This window comes from Paraniabella ginsengisoli (assembly GCF_022513635.1).
Classification (GTDB): domain Bacteria; phylum Bacteroidota; class Bacteroidia; order Chitinophagales; family Chitinophagaceae; genus Niabella; species Niabella ginsengisoli.
The window spans coordinates 1189025-1211599 of the sequence record NZ_JAKWBL010000001.1 but is presented as its reverse complement, the minus strand read 5'-3'; the positions used below and the strand labels follow the sequence as shown (position 1 = coordinate 1211599).

Here is a 22575-nt window from a genome sequence, read left to right as displayed (position 1 = left end):
CTAATCAAACCCAGGATATAAAACAGTTTCCCCAACGATAAACGAAGGAGAGCGACTATTTTCTTAATCCCAGTTTTTCAATTAAAGCACGGTAACCCGCAAGATTGTGCTTTTGCAGGTAGCTTAGCAAGCTTTTACGCTTACCTACCAATTGCATAAGGCCGCGGTGAGTAGAAAAATCTTTTTGTTTTGCTTTAAGTGTGCGCTAATTTGGCTGATACGCTCAGTTAACTGCGCGATCTGGCCCTCAATAGAACCCGTATTAGCGGCGCTTCCACCAAATTCTTCAAAAATCTTTACGTTTCTTTCTTTTGTAAGTGGCATACTGTCTTTTTTAAAAGGTCATCCTGTTTTTGTATCCTATAATTTAAGGCGGCAAAGGTAAGAAATAAATTTAGAATTCAAACTTTTGATAATGAGATTTTTACACCCAGTCTTATACCTATTTCTTTATATGCAAAATCTCCCCTCCAGGCCCGATCAACTCCTGATCTGATTTAACTTCAAACTCGTACGTATCATCCCTATGCTCCAAACTTACTTTCACTTTTCGATGGGTGATTTTATATGTTCCACTCCAAACTATATCTCCTGAACCCGGATATAAACCAGCCCATCCACTGGTTTTTAACTCTAAATGCATCGGCGCTACTCCGGCAATAGGATCCCGCTCTCCAGGAGGTTCCTCCCAATTAACCTGTTCAAAATACATATCTTCTTCAACATCCAACGCTTTACTGCATCCTGAAAAGAAAATACAGAATACTAATAACCAATAAATCTTTCTCATAGTTTTTTAATTGATTAATTTTCAAACGATAAAAATCACAAAGGTGCAACAGTTTAGACAATTTAATATTGCATTATCAGCATTTGGGCGATTGCTTACTCAAAAAATTTAACTCCTATTTTTGCAGTATGCAATACGATCAGCACACCACCAAAAATATTCTAGGCCTTCAGTTACCCACTGATCCGCGCTGGGTAAATCTTGCGGAAATTTCTTTAGAAGCGATTCTTACTGATCATGCGTATTGCGAACAAAAAGCGGCTACCACCTGCATTACCCTGATACAAAAGTACAGCGACAAAGAAAAACTGGTTATGGGCCTCGCTCCTATTGTAACCGAAGAATGGGGACATTTCAGACTTGTCCTTCAGGAATTGCACAAACGAGGATTAAAATTAGGCAAACAAAGAAAGGATGAATATGTAAATGCCCTGATCGACTTTCAGCAAAAAGGCGGATCGCCGGACGAACGTTTTTTAGATAAGTTATTAACGATGGCAATGATCGAAGCGCGCAGTTGCGAACGGTTTAAACGATTAAGTGAAGGTTTGAATGATGCTTATCTTGCAAAATTTTACCGTCGCTTTATGGAAAGCGAAGCCGGCCACTACACCTTATTTATAGAATTGGCAGAAACCTATTTGCCTAAAGACCAGGTACGTGCACGTTGGGCCCAATGGCTGGCTCATGAATCTGAAATTATGAAAGATATCGAAGTTCGTGGCGATAGAATACATTAAGAGTTAGCCTTACTTTCTTCAAAATCAGGTTCCTATTCAATACTCTTTTCCTGCCATCTATTCTTGATGGTTTACCGCACATGAAGGTTCCTAAACGCACTTTTATAGGAATCATATTACATATACATTTATTGTTGTTAATAAAATGTTTAGTAAAATTTTTAAAAAGTTTTCTTAATTATTAATAAACTTTCTATATTTATACAAGAATTCGAAATATAAACTGCCAAAAAGAAAATTGAATGATTGCCAATATTATTTCAAAAAAGCAGAAATTTTACAAGGAGATTTTAAAGCATTTGTTTTTTAACAAACAGCTATCCTGTGCTGATCTAAGTAATCTTATTGGAAAAAGCATTCCGCTTACCACCCAATATCTAAGTGAACTGATCAGTCTTAAAATGGTTGTAGAAAAAGGTTATGCAGTTTCTACTGGCGGAAGACGGCCTCAAACATATAGTATTAAAAATGGAGTATTATATGTAGTGGCAGTAGCGATGGATCAGTTAGTTACCCGCGTAGCACTTATTTCTAACGACAATACGATTGTGGGAGAAGTTGAAAAATTTGACCTTGTATTAGCCAACAATCCAAACAGCCTTAAAGAGTTGATCAAACATCTGGAAGCTTTCATCGAAAGATCTAATATTCCCCATTCAAAAATTGCCGGTATTGGAATTGGAATGCCTGGATTTGTAGATGTTGCAAAGGGCATCAATCATACTTTTTTGCCTTGCAAAAATGGCTCTATCACCAGTAATATTGAAGCTGCTTTAAAAATACCAACTTTAATAGATAACGATTCAAGTCTCGTTGGCTTAGCCGAGTTAAAGTGGGGAGCCGCTAAAAACAAACGCCATGTAATGGTTATTAATATAGGTTGGGGAATTGGTCTGGGAATTATTTCTGACGGGAAGCTTTTTAGAGGCACAGACGGATTTGCAGGTGAGTTTAGCCATATTCCTTTATTTGATAATAATAAAATTTGTAGCTGCGGTAAACATGGGTGTCTTGAGACAGAAACTTCTTTATTAGTGGTGGCGCAAAAGGGTATTAAGACGCTTAAAAAACAATCTCAACCTTCACTTTTAAAGGAGTTAAATATTGACAGGATCGAAGAATCTGCTAAAAGTATCATCGAAGCAGCGCAAAAAGGAGACAAATTTTCTATAGAATTAATTTCGGACGCAGCGTACAATATTGGCCGGGGTGTTGCCATTCTTATTCATCTCATGAATCCCGAGCTTATTGTTATAAGTGGAATAGGATCTTTGGCTGGAAAAGTGTGGATAGCCCCCATACAACAAGCAGTGAACGAACATTGTATTCCAAAAATATCAGAACACACGGAAATTAAAATTTCTCAACTGGGTTATAATGCCGAGCTGATAGGTGCAACGTCGCTGATAATGGACAATTACGAAAAGTTGCCAAAACTTCTAAACGAAAAAGCGATGGCGTTGTAAGGTCTGCTGCTGTGCTCTAAATATGAATAGAACATAACATTTTTCACAATTAAATCCCGAATATGTATGAAAAGCCATGCAAATTAGATACAGTAATTATATCGTAAACTAAAAATCAGGTTTCAAGCTCTCGAATTTTATCGCCCATCTATAACCGAAGCCGTATGCCCTTAGAACAATTGATACCGGCCAGATAGAAGTAATATAATTTCAATCATTAACCCGATGATTGAAGTGCAACTAAACTAATTACCGCTCGGCGAAATAGATGGTATTAAAACAGCTTAACGAAATCTCTATTAATTAACTAAACCAACATGGCTGCAAATTTTTGCGCTAAAAGAATCTATTTTTTAAAATCAAATCTTGAACAAGTATGAAGAAAACAATGCAAAAAGTTCTGTTAGTATTGGTGATGGGCTGCTGCACGCTCCTATCACATGCCCAGCAACGAACAGTAACAGGTACTGTTGCTGACGAAACAGGAAAACCCATTGCAGGAGCAACTATTACAGTCAAGGGCACATTAACAGCTACCGCTTCGGATGAAGCAGGCTCCTACACTATTCAAATAGCAGACAATGCTGCTATACTTGTAGCATCCTCTCTTGGCTTTGATAATAAAGAAGCTGCTGTTGGCAATAACAACGTAATCAATTTTATATTGCAGACTGGTATTAAGTCTGAAGAAGAAGTAATAGTAACAGCATTAGGTATAAAAAGAGAGGCCAGGTCTCTGGGATATTCAGCACAAAAAATTTCCACCTCCGATATTATGAAGGCGGCGCCACCTGACCTGGGTTCCGGCCTGATGGGAAAAGCAGCCGGCCTGAATGTTACGAGCTCCAATGGTATTCAAGGGGGTTCACAGAGGGTTGTAATACGAGGAAATAATAGCATTCTTGGAAACAACCAGGCATTAATTGTAGTGGATGGTATCCAGATTGATAATGGTGCCCTGGGTGGCCGACAAGCCAAAATGAACAGCAATGAACCCGGTTCGGAAAATCAGTTAGAAAACACTAAAGAGTGGGGATCTTTTTTAAATACCTTAAACCCGGATGATATCCAGGAAATTACTGTATTGAAAGGGGCTACAGCCGCAGCCCTTTATGGCTCAAGAGGCGCCAATGGTGTTTTATTAATTACAACTAAAAAGGGAGAAAATAGAAAAGGGCTTGGAATAGACTATAATTTCAGCACCTTATTTTCTAACCCTTATCGTTATTCAGATGTACAAAACTCCTACGGTATGGGATTGGCAAGTGCTATGTGGAAAGCTAACAATACATTTAGAAAAGATGCGAATGGTCAAGATCGTTTCCCTGATCCCTGGGTAGATATGTATGCTGATATTCCCGGAGGCTATCAGGCCTATGAGCTTTTCAGCTGGTTTGGCCGGGGTGCTTCCTGGGGGCCAAAACTGGATGGCACGGAAATAATATGGTGGGATGGCGAAAAAGGAAATGGGAAGCTCAACCCGATAATAGGAAGGCTTTTTACCAAACTGGAAATACGTCTACACATAATGTCTCCATTAATAAGTCTGGCGATTGGGGAAGTTTAAGAATGGCATATACAAGGTTAGACAATACTGCGATCATTAAGAACACTAACTATAGTCAAAATAATTTTAACCTGGGCTCCAATATCAATATCTCCAAAAAGCTGAAATCTGAGATCACAGCGAGCTACAATAATTATTATAGACGAAATTCTCCAGACCTCGGACAGGATTTTGGCTGGAGCACTTTCACCACATACAACATGTCAAGAGATTATAAGCCTATAGAATTTGATATTTATAAAAAAGACGACGGTAGCAAAGCAGACCTGGCTGGCCTGTCGGCTATTGGCGCCTACCCTTATCAAAACAATTATAACAACCATCTTTTTTGGCATTTAATGGAACAAAACCAGTTCATGACCAGAAATCAATTATTAAGTACCGTAAAATTAACTGCGGAATTAACTCCTTGGTTTAACTTAACGGGCAGGGCTTCAATAGTAAATGCCAATACAACCGTAGAAAGCAGGTATACTCCGGTAGATGTTGCTGGTTTACAAGGTCAGTATGGTATTGAAACAGTAAAAAATCAGGATATGAATCTTGAGGGATTTGGGATTTTTCATAAAGACGAATTATTCGGTGGTAACTTTTCAGGAAGCTTAATGCTGGGAGCCAGTTCATTAAAAAGCAGAATGTATGGCAACAGTGCATGGAATAGTGGTGAAAAAGATGCCACATATGGTCAATCCAGCATTTATCCATGGATTATTCCTAACAAATATTATTTAGCAAATACTTCCTACAACGGACTATTTTCTTTACCGGTTGAAACTTGGGCTAATTATAATATTAACTCAGTTTACGGTATTATGGATCTATCCTATAAGAACTACTTGTTTTTACAGGTAACAGGAAGAAATGATTGGTCATCTACACTACCCATTCAAAATGCATCTTATTTTTATCCATCTACCAGCTTAAGCTTTGTGTTTACCGATGCAATTCAGGGATTAAAAAACTCGAATTGGCTTAACTATGGTAAACTGAAACTTTCATATGCAGGTAGTGCAAATGGCACTGATCCTTATCTTGCATATTACACCTATAGTCCATTCGTTATTTCCAACTATTTAAATGCACAAGCACCGTCTACATTTGGAGGAGTGCCTGTAAGAAGTTATAAGGCAAGCCTCCCGCCGGCTGATGCATTGAAGCCACAAAGGAATACAAGCCAGGAAATTGGTTTAGAGTTGGGCTTTCTTCAAAATAGATTAGGACTGGAGTTTACTTATTATGCTACAAAAAGCCGCGATCAGATTTTATCCAGCTCATTAGCGGGATCGTCTGGGGCTACATCTGTAACTTTTAATACCGGTGAATTATCCAATAAAGGCTTCGAATTTATTATAAGGGCAACACCAGTAAGAACACAGGATTTTAATTGGAATATTGTGGTAAATGGAGCACATAATAAAAATAAGGTGATTGCATTGGCAGATGGTATCGACGTTTACCCATTGCAAGATCTGTGGGGCAACAATGGTGTGAGAATGTATGTTAAAGCCGGTGAAGACTACGGAACCATTTACGGGTACGACTATACCTATAAAAACGGGCAAAAAATTGTAGCGCCTATATATGATAAAACTGATCCTACAAAAGTGGTAGGTTCACGATATGTAACAACCCCCGATTTAGTGCCTATTGGCAATGCCATGCCTAAATTAACCGGGGGCATTTCAAATAGTTTCCGCTACAAAAGGGTGAGTCTCTCCTTTTTAACAGACTTCAGAATCGGCGGGCAGATATACTCTGCCGATTACGCAGCATCAATGGCTAATGGTACTGCGCCTGAAACATTACTGGAGCGCGATGGCGGCGGTCTTTCATACACCTATCCAGATGGTAGTACAGCTAATCATGGAATTGTATTTGATGGAGTATATGCAGACGGTACACCTAATAAAGACGTAGTACATTATCTATATAAGTATGCGGGCCAGTATGGCGCCTGGTCTGGCGTGCCCATGCCCAGAAGTAATGCCATATTTAATAATTCCTGGGGTAAATTAAGAGAACTTACTTTAACCTATTCAGTACCAGGAAAGATTTTGGAAGGCACTGGTTTTATTCAGGGATTGGATGTTTCACTTATCGGAAGAAATCTTTTTACCTATTCACGACCTTGCCTAATCGGTTAAACCCTGAAGCATTAAATGGAATTGGAAATGCACAGGGAATTCAGTGGGCCCAATTGCCTGGCACCAGAGAGTACGGCGTATCTGTTAAAGTGAAATTTTAAATTTTTACACAAATGAAGAAACTAATATATCTGACATTAATTAGTACAGCTTTTTTTCCTGTACGAAAAACTTTGAAGAAATAAACACTCCTCCCAAAGATCCCGTTACGGCATCTACTGACGAATTATTCAACGGTGTTATAAGTTCGTTACCTATAACTGCCGGTGAGTACTCGGTCATGAATTCATGGATCTACCCTATAACCCAGCAAGGTGTTGTAGCAGGTAGCAATAGTTACAATTTCGATGGCGCCCGCGGGTCCTTGTGGACTACTTATTACCAGGCTTTGGCCAATTACAGGCTGATTCAATCAAGAATAGAAACCTCTGCAACACCTGCTAATATGAATAATTTGTATGCAATGCTTAAAACACTTATAGCGTACAAAACTTTTAAAACAACCAATAATTTTGGCAATATCCCCTATTCAAAAGCTGGCTACGCTCCTATTAATGGAGCTGTAGCTTACAATGTACCTTATGATAAACAGGAAGATATTTACTCTTCCCTTTTAACAGATTTGAAATGGGCTGTAGATAATTTTTCTACTGATGCTACTCAATACAGCCCAGGCAGTTATGATACCTTTTTGAAAGGTGATATAGCCAAATGGATCAAATTTGCCAACAGCCTGCGCCTTTATGTAGCAATCACTATGTACAATAAAAACAGTTCCCTGGCAGGGACTCATATTGCAGAAGCTCTATCCAAACCATTATTAACTGACGGCGAAGATATTGGTCTTTGGCCAACGGCTATTACTGGTTTAGAGTTTCAATGGCGCCAATGGTCGTTTACCCAAGATTGCAATTTAAGAATGGGCAGTACCATGTGGAACTTGTTTTCGGACAATAACGATACAGATGGAAGTGGTATTTTTGATATCCGCGCTAAAATATTCTTCGAAACAAATGGAGCTAACAACTGGGTGGCTATTCCTCAAAACCAGGCTACAATTACAGAAACCGGTTCACCCTACAACATTGCCAACCGCGATGTTAATTGGAGCAATAAAGGTAATTCTAATTATTCTGCATTTAATTTCTACTTCGTAAAAGACGTTAAATATATCCCAGAACTGATCCTTACAGCGGCCCAGGTTTATTTCTTAAAAGCAGAAGCGTATAACCGTGGACTGGGAGTTACCGCCAACCAAGCTACAGCAAAAGCAGCGTATGATGCTGGTGTAACAGCATCTTTAACTATGTGGAAGAAAATTGCGTTTAATACCCCTTCATGGGTAGTGAATAAACCTGCTCAGGAAGCATTAACAGCAGTCGAGCTTAATCAGGTACTCACTAATACTAAAGTAGCTTATAATACAGGAGATGCAAGCTCTTCTTTGCTGAAAATATATGCGCAAACATGGATTGACCAATACAGGCAACCTTACGATGCCTGGACGCTGTTAAGAAGAACGGGTGGCAAAACACCGATGTCTTCAATTGGTACCGGTAACTATACAGGTAAATATGGTACTTTGTATAAATTCAAGTATCCTGATGAAGAGCAAAGCTTTAACAATGCCAACTGGAAGACTGAAACCGATGGCTCCGATGTAACCAATAAAAAGATCTGGATACAGCCATAATTTGATTTAAGAGCTTGCGAAACTGCAAGCTCTTTGATGATGTTTACATTTTATCAACACTAAGTTTTATGACTGGTGGTAATGCATACGATAACATATTGACGTATCGATAAATTAATAATTGAGAGGTTACTAACATATAAGATTTTTCAAATCAAAAACTAAGTATGAAAAAAGCAATGCAAAAACTGCTGTTCGCAAGTGTGATGAGTTGCCTCACGCTACTCTCCTATTCGCAGCAAAGAACTGTTACTGGTACGGTTTCGGATAACAAGGGCACACCGATCGCCAATGTGTCTTATATAGTAAAAGGAACGACTGCTGGTGGTGTTACAGACGAAAATGGTAACTTTTCTGTTTCCATAGATGGTAATGATACTGTTCTCGAATTCACATCCGTTGGATATACCAAAAAGAAGTTGCTATTGGTAGCAATACCGTACTTTCGATTTCGCTTGAAGAATCGGATGCTACTGGAATGGAAGAAGTAGTAGTAACTGCGCTTGGCATATCAAAACAAAAAAAACAATTAGGGTTTTCGGTTACAGAGGTAAAAGGTAGCGATATAGCCAAAACAAATGAGATTAATCCGATTAATGCGTTGCAGGGGCGTGTAGCCGGTGTGCAAATTGATCAGGGTGCAGGCGGGCTCTTTGGAAACTCAAAAATTGTTATTCGTGGCAATTCCACCTTGGGTACCAATAACCAGCCTATTTTTGTTGTAGATGGTGTAATTATGGATAACGGCGTGTTTGGAGGAACAGGGCGTGATTTTGGAAACGACTTTAAAAACCTCAACCCTGACGATTTCGAAACTGTTTCCGTTTTAAAAGGTTCTGCAGCTGCTGCTTTATATGGTAGTCGGGCGATGAACGGAGTAATACTCATCACTACCAAAAAAGGAAAAGCCAGAAAAGGAATCGGAGTAACAATTAATCAATCCATCAATACGACTAATCCATACGCCGGGCCTGAATTTCAAAACGAATTTGGAGGAGGTACTGTAGGCGCTTTTTATACCGATGCGCGCGACCCGAATTATAAATCTAATGAGCGCTGGACAACCAAGACATTTCCTACTGATCCTGTAACAGGACAACCTTACATTGATCGCCAGATTAATCGGGAATTGGAAAACTGGGGACCTCGCATGACAGGCCAGGATGTAATCAATTATGACGGTACGCCTACAAAATATTTACCTCAACCTAATAATTTTTTAGATGCTTTTCAAAACGGTTTTGGAAGCAATACTAACATTTCATTAGACGGAGGTACTGACAAATCTACTTTTCGTGCTTCTTATAATCACAACGCAGCAGAAGGCATTGTACCCAATAATAAATTTGCTAAAGATGCCTTCGATATAAGAGCAACACACAAACTAACTGATTTTTTAAGTATTGATGCGGGTGTGGCATACAGTAATTTTCGCGGAGAAAACCCACCGCGCCTTGGCGGGTTAGATGCTTTTGCTTCAGACAATTTTGGAAAACTTTTTAGCTGGATACTTCCCCGGAATTATGATTCTAAATACTGGATGCAGCGCGAACACTACGTAAGCCAATTTGGTGGTGTACCTGATTTTGCGAACCCAGATGAAACCAACCGTGTTCCTGAAGCAAGATTCTGGTATATGTTATATGAAAATAAATATCTTCAAAATGAAGAGTTGCTCCGTGGTCGGTTAACACTTACTGCAGATATTACATCATGGGCTAAAGTAGTTTTAGAAGGCAATATTAACAATGTAGCGGTAAAAAAGAAGACCGTGTGGCCGGACAGTTACAAGGCTTTAAAGGTGGTTCGTATGGTACCGGGACAGAAACCCGAAAAAGCAAATTTTTAAAGGCAATGCTTTTAGTAAATAAATCATTGAGTAAAGACATTGACTTTTCAGGATTTGTAGGCAGTGAAATACAGAGCTTTAATAATGAAAATACTTTTTCTGAAACCAGAGGTGGTTTAATATATCCCAATCAATATTTTATCGCCAACTCTATCAATCCAGTTGTTACTACACAAACTTTTAACCGTAAAAATTTTAAATCGGCCTATATAAGCATTGATCTTTCTTATAAAAACATGTTGTATTGGCAATCTACTTATCGCAGGGATTGGTCTTCAAGTTTAACTTATGCTGATGGCACAGGTAATAACTCCTACGGTTATCCAGCAACAAGCTTATCCTGGATTTTCACAGAAACATTTAAAGGCCTGCCATCCTGGATCAGTTTTGGTAAACTGAGGGCCAATATTTCAGAGCTCGGTAAGGATACTGACCCATATTTACTAAATCAAGGGTTTGCTTTTAATGGATATATATTCCCCAATGGTGGTTCTAATGGTATACCTACATCAACACATTCCAGCAGCAGTACCTTACAAGCAGACATTAAGCCTTTAAAAAAATTAGCAAGAGAAGTAGGCGGAGAAGTGAGATTTTTAAAAAACAGGATAGGGTTTGACATTACCTATTACAAAGAAAATTCTAAAAACCAATTGTTGCCAATATCTACCCCGGGGGTTACAGGAGTTACATCCATATTGTTAAATGCCGGAAACATTCAAAACAGCGGTATTGAAATTGCTATAGACGGAACTCCTGTTAAGAGTAAAAATTTTACCTGGAGCAGCAGTTTAAATTATTCCCGAAACCGCAATAAGATCATTGAACTGTACCCAGGTATTAAGGAATTTAACCTTGGCGCTGATATTGGAGAAATAAGCACATGGGCTGTGGAAGGGCAATCGTATGGAGTTTTAAGAAGCTCTATTCACGCTGCAAGATTTCAGGCGACAGATGCCAACGGAAACAATATTGATGATTCCAGAAATGGCTTGCCTATACTATCATGGAGAAGTGACGGGCGCACAGCATTTCCTGCCAGAAGCAATGTATTACAAGATGTGGGCGATATAAATGCAAAGTTCAGAGCAGGATGGGATAACACGTTTACATACAAAAATTTCAATCTTAATGTACTTATGGATGCCAAAATAGGCGGAGATTTTGTCGCCTTAAGTTACAGGTTTGGCACGCACACAGGTGTATTTCCAAATACTTTGTTGGGACGAGATGCTCAAACGGGAGGCATTAGCTGGACAAGTAAGTATACTGATGACGGCGGAACTTATGACGATGGTATGATTGTAGAAGGAGTTTTTGCTCCTGGCCAAATAGTAACCACCCCGCTGGTAATAATGTTGATGTTGGAGGAATGACATTTAACGAGGCTTATGAAAAGGGGTATATAGAACCAACTCATGCTCCCCAGTTTTATTATCGCTATGGCTCATCGTCAACAGGCGTATCAGATTTCTGGATTTTAGAAAACTCTTGGATCGCCCTGCGTCAAGTAGCATTATCTTATAATTTCACTCCCAAGATATATGAAAAATTAAAATTAAATGGACTTTCACTATCAGTTATTGGCCGGGACCTGGGCTTTATATATCAAACCCTACCGTATAATTTTAATCCTGCTTCTAATAATTCAAACAATACAGCCTTTTCTGGTGAACAGGGTTTTTTACCTAAAACAAGAAATATAACCTTTTCGCTTAGGGCATCTTTCTAAATACATGGCATTAACCATCAATATATTATAATGAAATATATCTACTCTTCTACAATAATCATTGCAAGTATCTGCCTGTGTTGCAGTAGTTGTAAAAGAAATTTTGGGGAAATAAATACAAATCCACAAGTAGTTACAACACCTGATTTAAACTTACTACTTCCTTATACCCAAGACAAAATTGTTACTTATCAGAAAACTGAATGGGTATGGGAGGGATTTGAGCAGTTACTTCGTTTCACTCAACACATATCGACAGACCCGTACGAAATAACATCCAACGTAAACAGCCGTTATTTAACTTATTATCAGCAAATATTGCCTAATCTTTTTGAAATCAGGAGGCAGATAGATATGAAAACAGATAAGGACAGTTATCAGAAAATGGCTGCTATAACTTATGTGTTGCAAATATTACATGGTATAAAAGTAACTGATATGAACGGTTCGATTGTTTACAAAGATGCCAACCTTGGGAGGTACGAACAAAATTTTAATCCTACTTATGATAAGCAGGAAGATTTGTTTAATACCTGGTTACAGGAACTTAATAATGCAATTGCCATTTTGACTAATACCACTCTACCCGATCAAAATACTTACGGGTCGGGAGATGTAATGTATGCTAATGACTGGATAAAATGGGCAAAACTTGCTAATTCGCTAAAACTCCGTATAGCCGCCCGTTTGGAAAATCAGGATGTAAATAAAACTAAAGCAATATTTCAGGAGATAATGCAAAGCGCGGCCGGTGCTATCACAACGGACGACGAGCAATTATCTTATCAAAACAATGATTATATAGGCGCAGGTGATGATATTAACTACCGAAGCACAAGATACGGAACTACGTCAATCATCAATTTTCTAAAACGCACCAACGATCCTCGTTTACTCATATATTTTGAAAAAAACGGGTTAGCAGGAAATTATCGCGATACGCTTACAAAATATAATACCGCACTTCCTGCATTTATTAATCCTAACGATCCTTTAATTAACTATCAAGGAGGTCCCGCGGATTTTACTACTAACTCCGCTGTGGCGGCTTATATCAAGAACCCTTTTCTTGTAGGAAATACTAATGCCGGAAACTCTGTAAGCAGATACTTCTTAATTTCTCCAATCAATAGAAAATTTTTCTCGCCGCGCTACCAAACGCCTACATCCACAGCGCAGTACAAAGAAGTAATTTTTTCGGCCGCAGAAGTATGCTTTTTAATCGCCGAGTTTATACAGAAAGGATATGCAGGAAGTGCAAACACCAGTGGCACTGCCGAAGATTGGTATAATAAGGGAATAGCTTCGTCTATTAAAACAATGAATGCCATTGCCGTCTCGGCCGAGTCGACTACCGCCTATACCAGCAATGATGCGGGCAATGCGTTGATAACTGCATATCAAAACAATGTAAATGTAAAATTCAACGGTGTAAACAACCTTGAAAGAATTTACATTCAGCAATATTTAAATTTTTATAGAAACGCAAATGAGGCTTTTGTGTTTTGTCGCCGTACGGGATATCCAAAAACACATCCACGTACTACGCCCGTGAGCCATTCAATGAACCTATACCCCGAAGGTTTTGGACAATCGACCCCGGCGAATTAAATAGAGTAAATTGGACTGCTGCCATGCAGGAACAGGGTTTCACCCCGAATGCACAAGACTTGCCAACGTTAAGTACACAACGGATATGGTACGATAAAAATGCACCAGTTTTTGGTCAAGGAAACTGATTAAGAAATATGTGTTCTCTAAAAAAGCCGCCTCCGGGCGGTTTTTTTATACATCTATTTTTAACCTTTCATCAGCACGCTAAACCACTTAACAAAAGTTATAAAAAAATTTAAAAAGTATTTTATTTTTTGATTTAAGATGTTTACATTTACTTAACATTTAAACCAAAGCCTGTACGCCATTAAAAACGATACGATTGGTACAGGCCCAAAACTGTGTAAAAGTTCAATTATTCCATAATTGAAGTGTACAGAGATGTATTAATAAGAAGAAAAAGTAACAGCTTTTAGTAAAGCATATTGTCGTGTACTGCTATTTTTTAACTGAACCAAAATAATTACCACCTCTATACAATTCCATTTTTATTTCAAAATCAAAAACAACAAGTATGAAGAAAACAATGCAAAAAATGCTGCTTGCTTTGCTTATGAGTTGCGCCTCTTTTCTCTCCTGGGCTCAGCAAAGAACGGTTACCGGCGCAGTTACAGATGATCAGGGAGTTCCGCTAAGCGGAGTGTCTTATATTGTTAAAGGCACATCGACCGGAGGCATAACTGATGAAAAAGGAAATTTCTCTGTCTCAGTGACCAGCAATGATGCTGTAATAGAATTTACTTTTGTAGGTTATATTACACAGTCCTTAACTGTTGGCGAATCCGCAACTTTGTCCATCACACTTCTGAAAGGTGAAAATCAGATGGAGGGCGTGGTTGTGACTGCGTTAGGAATAAAGCGCCAGCAAAAATCGTTGGGCTATGCAGTTACAAAAATAAGTACGGACAAGCTCGAAAATATTGGTTCCCCGATTAACACCTTTACAGCTTTGTACGGTCAGGTACCTGGCTTACAAGTAAACACTACGGCAATGGGTCCGGCTGGAGGAATTAATATCAAGATTAGAAACGCTGTCGCCCTGCAACAAGGTACTAATACAAGACCTTTGATTGTTATTGATGGTATACCGATGCTTGATGGAAATATCGATAACCTTGATAGAAGTACCGGCAATGGACTTAATGATCTAAATATTGATAATATTGAATCGTTTGAGGTTTTGAAGGGAGCTAAAGCCTCAGTGATGTACGGTGCAAAAGGAGGTTCGGGTGTCATACTAATAACAACAAAGAGCGGAACCAAAAAACCGGGTCTAGGCGTTGATCTTAATATTAGCAGCTCAGTGGATGAAGTTTGGGTACAGCAGGAATTTCAAAATGAGTTTGGCCGGGATTCCCGGCCGCATGGAACAATCCGGGTTTCCAAAACGAGGACGGTTTTTATTTGCGTAACGGCCAGGAAGCCTATTACCCAAGCCAACCTTATAATTTTGGACCAAGGCTTGACGGTAGAATGATACTTTGGTATGATAGTGTAATGCGCCCATATGTAGCGCAACCTAACAATATAAAGGACCTTTATAGAAACGGTCATACAAGTACAGCCAACATTGCTATTCAGGGAGGCGGAGATATTGGCAATTACAGATTCTCTTATACACATGGAGATTACAAAGGTGTTTTTGAAGGTTTCAAAATACGTAGTGACAATTTCAATTTCAATGGTGGTATGAAAATCACAGATCGGGTGAACCTTAAATTTGTAAGCACGTTTAGCACTCAATTTAACCACAATTCACCACGAACTATTCAGGACGCATTTGTTACCTATGGACAACCCCGACAATTAGACGTTAACCTTCTTAAAACACAGATATTAGATCCTGAAACCGATTATTTCTGGTGGTATCTAGATAACCGGGCCACCAGGTTTCCAGTTGGGCGGGTTGCAAGGGAAGAATTAGCAGGTAATTATTTCTTCAATCAAACTCAAAACTCCTACGATAACTATCGAACACACTATATTAATTCAATGACGATCAGCACCAAAATTGCTGACGGTATTTCATTAGATATACTTGGTGGTTTTGATCGTATCGACAATAAAAACGAGACTAAAGAAAAAGTACGCCAACCTTTAAACGTTGCCGCCGGAGGATCGTATTCGTTGTCTACCAGTACTGATATTGCTTACAACGCCCAGGCCATTCTGACTGTAGACAAAAAATTGGGTGAAAATTTTGGACTTTATACTTATGCTGGTACTGTTTTTCAAAGAAACACCAGCGAATACATGAGGAGGTTTACAAACGGAGGCTTTATAACCAGGGATTGGTTTTCTCTTAGAAATTCAAGAAATGACCCTTTCAGTGAATCAAACAGGGGAAATGACCGGCTATATGCAGTATTGGCTTCTGCGCAGATTGCTTATAAGAACTGGTTATTTTTTGAAATTCAGGGACGTAATGACTGGTCTTCAATACAACCTCCGGCTAACAACTCCTACTTTTACCCCGGCGCAAGCATCTCCTGGATTGCGTCAGATGCTCTTGAATTGCCAAAATGGGTGAATTATCTCAAACTCAGGACCTCACTTGCAGACCTCGGACTTCCTGGTCCTCGTTATTTCGGCGGAACAATTTATGATATTGGCAATTATGGCGGTACTATTTTCTACACTCCTCCAGGTGATTTGCCCGCCAGCAATCTGACGCCGGAAAGGAGAAGAGAATTCGAAATGGGAGTTGAGTCTAAATTTTTCAAAAACAGGTTAGGTTTCGAATTCAACTACTACTATGGCAACTGGTATGATCAAATTACACCGTTAAGCGTTGCTCCTTCAAGCGGTGTAAATGCAGTAAGAGTAAATGCTGGAAAAATTACGCATAGTGGTTTAGAATTGATGTTGACAGGAACACCAGTACAAACGACCAATTTTCAATGGATCACGACATTAAACGCCAGTCGGGATAAACCTGTTGTTAAGGAATTAGCCCCTGGAATCGAACAACAGAATTTATGGGGTGCTCAGGGAGCAGCTGTAGTAGCCAAAAAAGGGCGTCCTTGGGGCGAAGTAATTATTAATGACTTTACAAGAGACCCGAATGGTAACAAAGTAGTGGGTGGTGACGGTTTCTATACCAATGATGCAACCAAACCAATCACCGTAGGAAAGGTATTACCCGATTTAGGTGGTGGGTTTAATAATACCCTTAGCTATAAAAGTCTATCCCTAAACTTTAATATTGATTGGCAATTTGGAAGCACATTGATTTCTCAAACTAATCTTTATATGATAGGTAACGGTTCAGCTAAAAACACGGTAGCTGGACGTGATGAGCAGAGCGGAGGGTTACCCTATTATGTTAGGGCAAGCGATGGCGCATTTATTGGATTACCAAGTCATGACAGCCCTGTTCCCGGGGATTCAAGATATACTTTCATCATGCATGACGGAGTAATTTTAGATGGCGTAAAATCCGATGGAAACGGTGGTTTTGTAAAAAATGACATTATTGTCACTGCCGCCGATAAATATTCATACTATTGGAGAAGCTTTCTGGATATACAGCCAGATGTAATCTATAAAAATGATTACATTAAAATGAGAAATGTAGTGCTGGCATATAGCTTGCCAAAAAACATTACCTCAAAAATGCATTTTAGTAAATTACAAGTTTCATTATTTGCTAACAATCTTTTCTATATCCATAAAACAATGCCAAACGTAGATGCAGAAGCGATTAACGGAACCAATGCATTTTACGAAAACAATGCATGGCCAACTGCCAGAAGTTATGGAATTTCATTACGAGCAAGTTTTTAAAAAATACATCATGAAATATATACATGTAAAAATGAAGTGTTGGGCCTTGATGCTTTTTGCTGCAACAATGCTCATCGGATTAAATTCCTGCAAAAAGAAATTAGATGCAGAATTTTTAAACCCAGATGGATTTACCGATCCTAATATAGAAGGCTTTCTAACTCAACTTCAGCAAACGCTGGGAATTTTCAGATACGATTATGGTGAGATGTATCATACCTTTGCAGCCTTTAATCCTCGTCTGGGTTCTGGCGGTTTTGCAAATGCCGGCGACATCACCGATCCAAGTTGGGGAACCAATCCTTACAGTAATCTGTATGGTCGGCTCCGTGTAATTCATTACATGGAAGATGCGTACGCTGCATTACCAGAAGATCAAAAACAAGATTATCAAATCTTCATGCTGTCAAGTAGGATAATAAAAAATTATCTTTTCTATCATCTGGCAGATATATATAATAGCGTGCCGTACAAAGATGCATTACAGGCTTTCGACGGAAATTTCTTTCCCAAATTTGATCCGCAGCAGGAAATTTACACAGGAATGCTGGCCGATTTAAAGGAAGTGGCAACCTCTTTAAGCGGCTATCAATTGAGCACCAGTGTTGCTCATCAGGCCTTCCGTACACAAGATGTTTGGTTCGGGGGAAACGTTACTACATGGAGGACCTTTGCAAATAGCTTGCGCATGAGGCTGGCTATGCGGTTATCCGTGGCTCAACCTGACGCGGCAAAGGCAGCGATACAAGAGTTACTTGCAGATGGACAGTATGCTAAGGATAGGGAAAGTTCAATTACACATGTTGATCGGCAACCTGACCGCGCTTTGGAATATTTAGTATTTCGCAGTATGGTAGAACAAAGAGGTGTAATGTGGATGCCGGAAAATATGTATAAAATTCTTAAACCAACCGGTATGCCTGAAGATCCAAGATTAAAGGTTCTGTTTCAACCCGACAGAAATGGTAATTATTCGCCAATGCCCACAGAAGGTAATGATGTGGACGCCATTCGGTCACAAATAACCAATACTGATTTGACAGCTACATTCCCATCGCTTTATAATAGAACAACGTTCGAAACAAACTACAAATTCCCATACCAGATCATTACATCCTCAGAAATCAGCCTGATTCTTGCCGAATCTGCATTACGCTGGCCAGATATCAATATAAGTGCAGTTGATGAATACAAAAAAGCCATACAGCATTCAATAGATATATACTATGAAGCAAATGCTTTAAATACTTCCAACTATGCAGGTAAAATACCAGCGTCTTCAGTAACAAAGCCTTCGCAAGCAACAATAGATATTTTCCTCGCTGCAAAAGCAACCGAGTTTACTGCTGCCAATGCTGATGGCAAAAAGGCCTTAATTTATGATCAGAAGTATGTTCATTTTAACATGATGAAGCCGTATGAACTATGGGCCGACACAAGGCGATTGTATAAAGAATTAGGCACCCGAGTAAAAAAGTCACCCTCCAATTATGTTTTTATGGAACGTATGATTTACCCAGGAAGTGAAGAACTGAACAATAGAGAGAATTACAACGCGGTAAGATCTCAAAACAATTTTACTTCACCGATTTGGTGGACGGGAAGGTAACATATATAAACTTTTTAAAAAACCGCCTCCGGGCGGTTTTTTAATATCTGTTCGTGTAAATTTAGCTCCTCAGAATATTTATATTTACTTAATCCAGTAAGCTCACGAATAAATTATTATGAAAAAAATCTCTTTTTGATTTGTATGGCATGGAGCATCACCGCCTCCGCCCAGCAACAAGGTATCCACCCCGCATCCACTCAATATGAAGCACCGACAGATCCGCTGGTTAAACAAAAATTAGATAAATGGCAGGATCAGAAGTTCGGGATGATTATACATTGGGGGCTTTACGCAGTACCAGGTATGATCGAGTCATGGTCTTTATGTTCAGAAGATTGGATAACGCGCGACAGCAATTCTTACTACGGCGATTATAAAAAATGGTATTGGGGATTGAAAGAGGATTTCAACCCGGTAAACTTCAATCCCGATCAGTGGGCCAAAGCCGCTAAAACAGCGGGTATGAAATACCTGGTGTTTACTACAAAACATCACGATGGTTTTTGTATGTTCGACACTAAAGAAACAGATTTTAAAATAACAGATGGCCCTTTTAAAAACAATCCCAAAGCCAATGTGGCGAAATATGTGTTTGACGCCTTCAGAAAAGAAGGCATGATGATTGGCGCCTATTTCTCAAAGCCCGATTGGCATAGCCCAAATTATTGGTGGCCGGTATATGCTACTCCTAATCGAAACAATAATTATGACATCAGAAAATATCCGTGGCGATGGAATGCTTTTAAACAATATACTTACAATCAGATCAGCGAACTGATGCACGATTACGGCAGCATGGATATACTTTGGCTGGATGGCGGCTGGGTAAGGCCGCGCGAAACAGTAAACGCGGAAGTGCTAAGCTGGGGAGCACCAATCCCGGAGTGGAGCCAGGATATTGATATGCCTAAAATTGCTACAATGGCGCGCAAAGCCCAGCCTGGACTACTTATCGTTGACAGGACGGTTCATGGCGCTTATGAAAATTATCAGACTCCGGAACAACGGATTCCAGATCATAAAATAGACAATCCATGGGAAAGCTGCATGACGTTGGGCGGTGCCTGGGGTTATGTACCCAACGAAAAATTTAAATCAGCGTCGAGAGTTATTGGTAGCTTAATTGAAATTGTTGCCAAAGGCGGTAGCTTATTGCTTGGAGTAGGGCCCAGTGCCGACGGTACGTTGCAGCAACCCATCATTGATCGGCTTGCAGAAGTAGGAAAATGGATGGACGTTAACGGCGAAGCGATTTACAATACACGGACTACAGAAGTTTATAAAGACGGAAACACTTTCTTCACTCAATCTAAAGACGGAAAAACCATGTATGCCTTACTTCCTTTAAAAGATGGCGAAGCGTTGCCAACCTCTATTGAATGGAGCGGCAACATGCCGGCCAAAGGATCGAAAATGATATTGCTTCAAACAAAGCAAAAGCTAAAGTGGTCTGCAAAAGATGGAAAGATCACCATACAATTGCCAAAGGGTTTGCAGACTGCTGCGGTTGCAATATCATTTACACCGGCATAATATTTTGAACTTCTAACTCCCTCTCCTTTAGGAGAGGGTCGGGGGTGAGGTGTGCATTCGTGGCAATTTATACCGGTATCAGCGGCACGTCCAAATAACGCCATAAGTGCTTACAGGCATAGCTTCGATAAGGGCTCCACTTGTTAGAAATAGCAATCATCTGCTCGATCAAATCTTTTTGATTTGTATATTGAATATGATACAATTGAATCATTGCTTTTTGGATACCGAAATCCCCGGTAGAAAACACGTCTTCCCGGCCAAGCGCAAACATCAATATCATTTCCACCGTCCACTTCCCCACTCCTTTTATCTGCGTTAGCAATTCAATCAGCTCCTCGTTGCTCAATTTGTAAAGCTTCGCATCTGTTAGTTTATGCTCGATAAAGAACTGGCAGACATTTTTTATGTAAACAGCTTTTGAGTTAGACAAACCAATACTTCTTAACTGTTCATGAGAAACATCAAGTATAACAGCCGGTTTAGGATTTTTGGATTTAAAAAGATTTAAAAATCTGGCATAAATCACAGCAGCCACTTTGGTACTTAATTGCTGACTCATAATAGAAGCGCAAATATGCAGGCACATATTTTTTCTAACTTCCAGCGTATGCGATTCCTGCTGTTTGATAACTGCTTTTAAAATTTTGTCCTTATTTAAATGTTTGCGATAAGGCATAGCAATGTACGATGTATAATGTACGAACGCGCTGTCATCTATCCTCTGTCATCTCTCTCACACCTTCAATTCTCCCAACTTAATCAACGCATATAACATGCAGGTTACGTGCATCGATTGTATAAATTCATTATTTCTAAATTTTTCTTTAAATGCTTCCAGGTCCATCAGCTCCACATGTATTTCTTCATTCGCATCAAGGTTTTGATCTGATGTTTTTTTACCTCCCCTTGCTAAAAACATGTGCATCCAATTATTATTGGTAGATGGGTTGGCGCAGGTTTTGCCAAGGTATTCAAAGCTTTCAAATTCATATCCTGTTTCTTCGAGTAGCTCTCTCTTTATGGCGGTTTCAAAATCGGCATCTTCATCGTCCACACACCCCCCGGAATTTCCCAGCAGGTTTCGCCAATGGCGTGCCTGTACTGCATTTCCATCACCACTTTATTATCTTCAGTCAAAGCAAAGCATGTAACCCATGTTGGAAATTCATACACATAGTAAGGATCGACAATTTTCCCCTGCGGCGTTTCGCATGTATCCTTGCGCACCTTAAACCACAGATCGTTAAATAACTGCTCCGATTTTAATGTCTTCCATTTTAAATCTATCATAAGTATTTTTTATTGAGCCAGCTAAAGAATATAACTCTTCGATCTTGCCACGCTCGCTTGTGCTGCAGAATATAGCTCAGCCTATTTAAACGAAACCAACGAATGTTAACAAATTCCCATGCTGGGTTTCGACAAGCTCAACCTGACAAATGCTGCGATGCTGTCATCCTGAACTTGCCGAAGGGTCTTCTTATCAACCTTTCAACTTATCAACTATTCTCAACTTCGTCACCATCTCCTCTTTTCCCGCAAACCATTTATCTGCGCTACATGATGCCTTCCATGCCATGCATAAGATTGTAGAAAATACCAAAGCGAAAGTTCTTTCTTCATTTCGGGATGGTATGCAGCACGTTGCCAATCCTCATCTTTTAAGTTTTTTATTGCTTCATCCCAACGCATGTGTAAAGCATACAACAACGTGATAGACATATTTACGGGCAAAGCTTTTACATCATCTAACTGCACCCATAAGTTTTCATCATAAGTTTTTATAGTTGGTAGGTTTTCTGTCATACAAAGTTTAAACCTTGTGTAAGCATTGATATGGCTATCCGCCACATGATGCACCAACTGGTGTACCGTCCAACCACCTTCTCTATAAGGTGTGTGCAATTGCGCTTCACCAGGTTGGTAATAGCCGCTTCCAGCGCATTGGGCAGAAAACGAATATCGCCCAATGCTCTTTCTTTAACGGCCGAAGAAAAATCCTGCAACTCCAGTTTACCAATCGGATACTGGTTTTCGATCTCCATT

General features: G+C 39.5%; 19 protein-coding genes and 1 pseudogene. 13 read left to right on the top strand and 7 right to left on the bottom strand.

All coding sequences use genetic code 11. From position 1 onward, the window contains the following. Nucleotides 1–55 precede the first annotated feature (55 nt). Both rpsO and MKP09_RS06745 read right to left on the bottom strand, forming a co-directional pair. A pseudogene (gene rpsO / locus MKP09_RS06750) lies at nucleotides 56–324 on the bottom strand (30S ribosomal protein S15). Between the two features lie 118 nt (nucleotides 325–442). Next, a complete protein-coding gene (locus tag MKP09_RS06745) occupies nucleotides 443–790 on the bottom strand; it encodes a hypothetical protein (protein WP_240827002.1) in 348 nt (115 codons plus the stop codon). A 128-nt stretch (nucleotides 791–918) separates the two neighbouring features. On the opposite strand from MKP09_RS06745, the gene MKP09_RS06740 reads away from it, so the two are divergent. The 13 genes from MKP09_RS06740 to MKP09_RS06675 all read left to right on the top strand — a co-directional run bounded on the left by MKP09_RS06740 (nucleotide 919) and on the right by MKP09_RS06675 (nucleotide 20526). Next, nucleotides 919–1530: a MiaE family protein gene (locus MKP09_RS06740; RefSeq protein WP_240827001.1), complete on the top strand. Its 612-nt coding sequence runs from the start codon at nucleotides 919–921 to the stop codon at nucleotides 1528–1530. Nucleotides 1531–1772: 242 nt separating this feature from the next. Further along, nucleotides 1773–2996 (top strand): ROK family protein, encoded by a 1224-nt coding sequence (locus MKP09_RS06735; RefSeq protein WP_240827000.1) that lies wholly within the window; start codon nucleotides 1773–1775, stop codon nucleotides 2994–2996. A 388-nt stretch (nucleotides 2997–3384) separates the two neighbouring features. After that, on the top strand, nucleotides 3385–4563 hold the full coding sequence (locus MKP09_RS06730) for a TonB-dependent receptor plug domain-containing protein (RefSeq protein ID WP_240826999.1): 1179 nt from the start codon (nucleotides 3385–3387) through the stop codon (nucleotides 4561–4563). Nucleotides 4564–6987: 2424 nt separating this feature from the next. Further along, nucleotides 6988–8400: a SusD/RagB family nutrient-binding outer membrane lipoprotein gene (locus tag MKP09_RS06720; protein WP_490355038.1), complete on the top strand. Its 1413-nt coding sequence runs from the start codon at nucleotides 6988–6990 to the stop codon at nucleotides 8398–8400. 167 nt (nucleotides 8401–8567) lie between these two features. Beyond that, nucleotides 8568–8891 carry a carboxypeptidase-like regulatory domain-containing protein gene (locus tag MKP09_RS06715; RefSeq protein ID WP_240826998.1) on the top strand — a complete coding sequence of 108 codons (324 nt, stop codon included), beginning with the start codon at nucleotides 8568–8570 and terminating at the stop codon, nucleotides 8889–8891. Further along, on the top strand, nucleotides 8879–10249 hold the full coding sequence (locus MKP09_RS06710) for a TonB-dependent receptor plug domain-containing protein (protein ID WP_240826997.1): 1371 nt from the start codon (nucleotides 8879–8881) through the stop codon (nucleotides 10247–10249). The genes MKP09_RS06715 and MKP09_RS06710 overlap by 13 nt, the downstream gene beginning before the upstream one ends. After that, nucleotides 10174–11625, top strand: coding sequence for a TonB-dependent receptor (locus MKP09_RS06705; protein ID WP_240826996.1), 1452 nt, complete (start codon nucleotides 10174–10176; stop codon nucleotides 11623–11625). The genes MKP09_RS06710 and MKP09_RS06705 overlap by 76 nt, the downstream gene beginning before the upstream one ends. Next, nucleotides 11622–11981, top strand: a complete 360-nt coding sequence (locus MKP09_RS06700) for a hypothetical protein (protein WP_240826995.1) — start codon at nucleotides 11622–11624, stop codon at nucleotides 11979–11981. Before MKP09_RS06705 ends, MKP09_RS06700 begins: the two co-directional genes overlap by 4 nt. 30 nt (nucleotides 11982–12011) lie before the next feature. After that, nucleotides 12012–13592: a SusD/RagB family nutrient-binding outer membrane lipoprotein gene (locus MKP09_RS06695; protein ID WP_240826994.1), complete on the top strand. Its 1581-nt coding sequence runs from the start codon at nucleotides 12012–12014 to the stop codon at nucleotides 13590–13592. A gap of 517 nt (nucleotides 13593–14109) precedes the next feature. Beyond that, nucleotides 14110–15072, top strand: coding sequence for a TonB-dependent receptor plug domain-containing protein (locus MKP09_RS06690; RefSeq protein WP_240826993.1), 963 nt, complete (start codon nucleotides 14110–14112; stop codon nucleotides 15070–15072). After that, nucleotides 15000–17381: a SusC/RagA family TonB-linked outer membrane protein gene (locus tag MKP09_RS06685; RefSeq protein WP_240826992.1), complete on the top strand. Its 2382-nt coding sequence runs from the start codon at nucleotides 15000–15002 to the stop codon at nucleotides 17379–17381. The genes MKP09_RS06690 and MKP09_RS06685 overlap by 73 nt, the downstream gene beginning before the upstream one ends. Before the next feature lie 10 nt (nucleotides 17382–17391). Next, nucleotides 17392–18990: a SusD/RagB family nutrient-binding outer membrane lipoprotein gene (locus tag MKP09_RS06680; RefSeq protein ID WP_240826991.1), complete on the top strand. Its 1599-nt coding sequence runs from the start codon at nucleotides 17392–17394 to the stop codon at nucleotides 18988–18990. 144 nt (nucleotides 18991–19134) lie between these two features. Further along, entirely contained in the window at nucleotides 19135–20526 is a 1392-nt protein-coding gene (locus MKP09_RS06675) for an alpha-L-fucosidase (RefSeq protein WP_240826990.1), read from the top strand. A gap of 67 nt (nucleotides 20527–20593) precedes the next feature. Here the strand turns inward: MKP09_RS06675 and MKP09_RS06670 are convergent, their stop codons facing one another. The 5 genes from MKP09_RS06670 to MKP09_RS06650 all read right to left on the bottom strand — a co-directional run bounded on the left by MKP09_RS06670 (nucleotide 20594) and on the right by MKP09_RS06650 (nucleotide 22574). Further along, entirely contained in the window at nucleotides 20594–21205 is a 612-nt protein-coding gene (locus MKP09_RS06670) for a DNA-3-methyladenine glycosylase family protein (protein WP_240826989.1), read from the bottom strand. A 57-nt stretch (nucleotides 21206–21262) separates the two neighbouring features. Beyond that, nucleotides 21263–21583: an NUDIX hydrolase gene (locus MKP09_RS06665; protein ID WP_240826988.1), complete on the bottom strand. Its 321-nt coding sequence runs from the start codon at nucleotides 21581–21583 to the stop codon at nucleotides 21263–21265. Continuing rightward, nucleotides 21547–21819: an NUDIX hydrolase gene (locus MKP09_RS06660; protein WP_240826987.1), complete on the bottom strand. Its 273-nt coding sequence runs from the start codon at nucleotides 21817–21819 to the stop codon at nucleotides 21547–21549. Before MKP09_RS06660 ends, MKP09_RS06665 begins: the two co-directional genes overlap by 37 nt. Before the next feature lie 228 nt (nucleotides 21820–22047). After that, a complete protein-coding gene (locus MKP09_RS06655; RefSeq protein WP_240829337.1) occupies nucleotides 22048–22389 on the bottom strand; it encodes a DinB family protein in 342 nt (113 codons plus the stop codon). Continuing rightward, nucleotides 22332–22574, bottom strand: a complete 243-nt coding sequence (locus tag MKP09_RS06650; protein ID WP_240826986.1) for a DinB family protein — start codon at nucleotides 22572–22574, stop codon at nucleotides 22332–22334. The genes MKP09_RS06655 and MKP09_RS06650 overlap by 58 nt, the downstream gene beginning before the upstream one ends. Nucleotide 22575 lies beyond the last annotated feature (1 nt).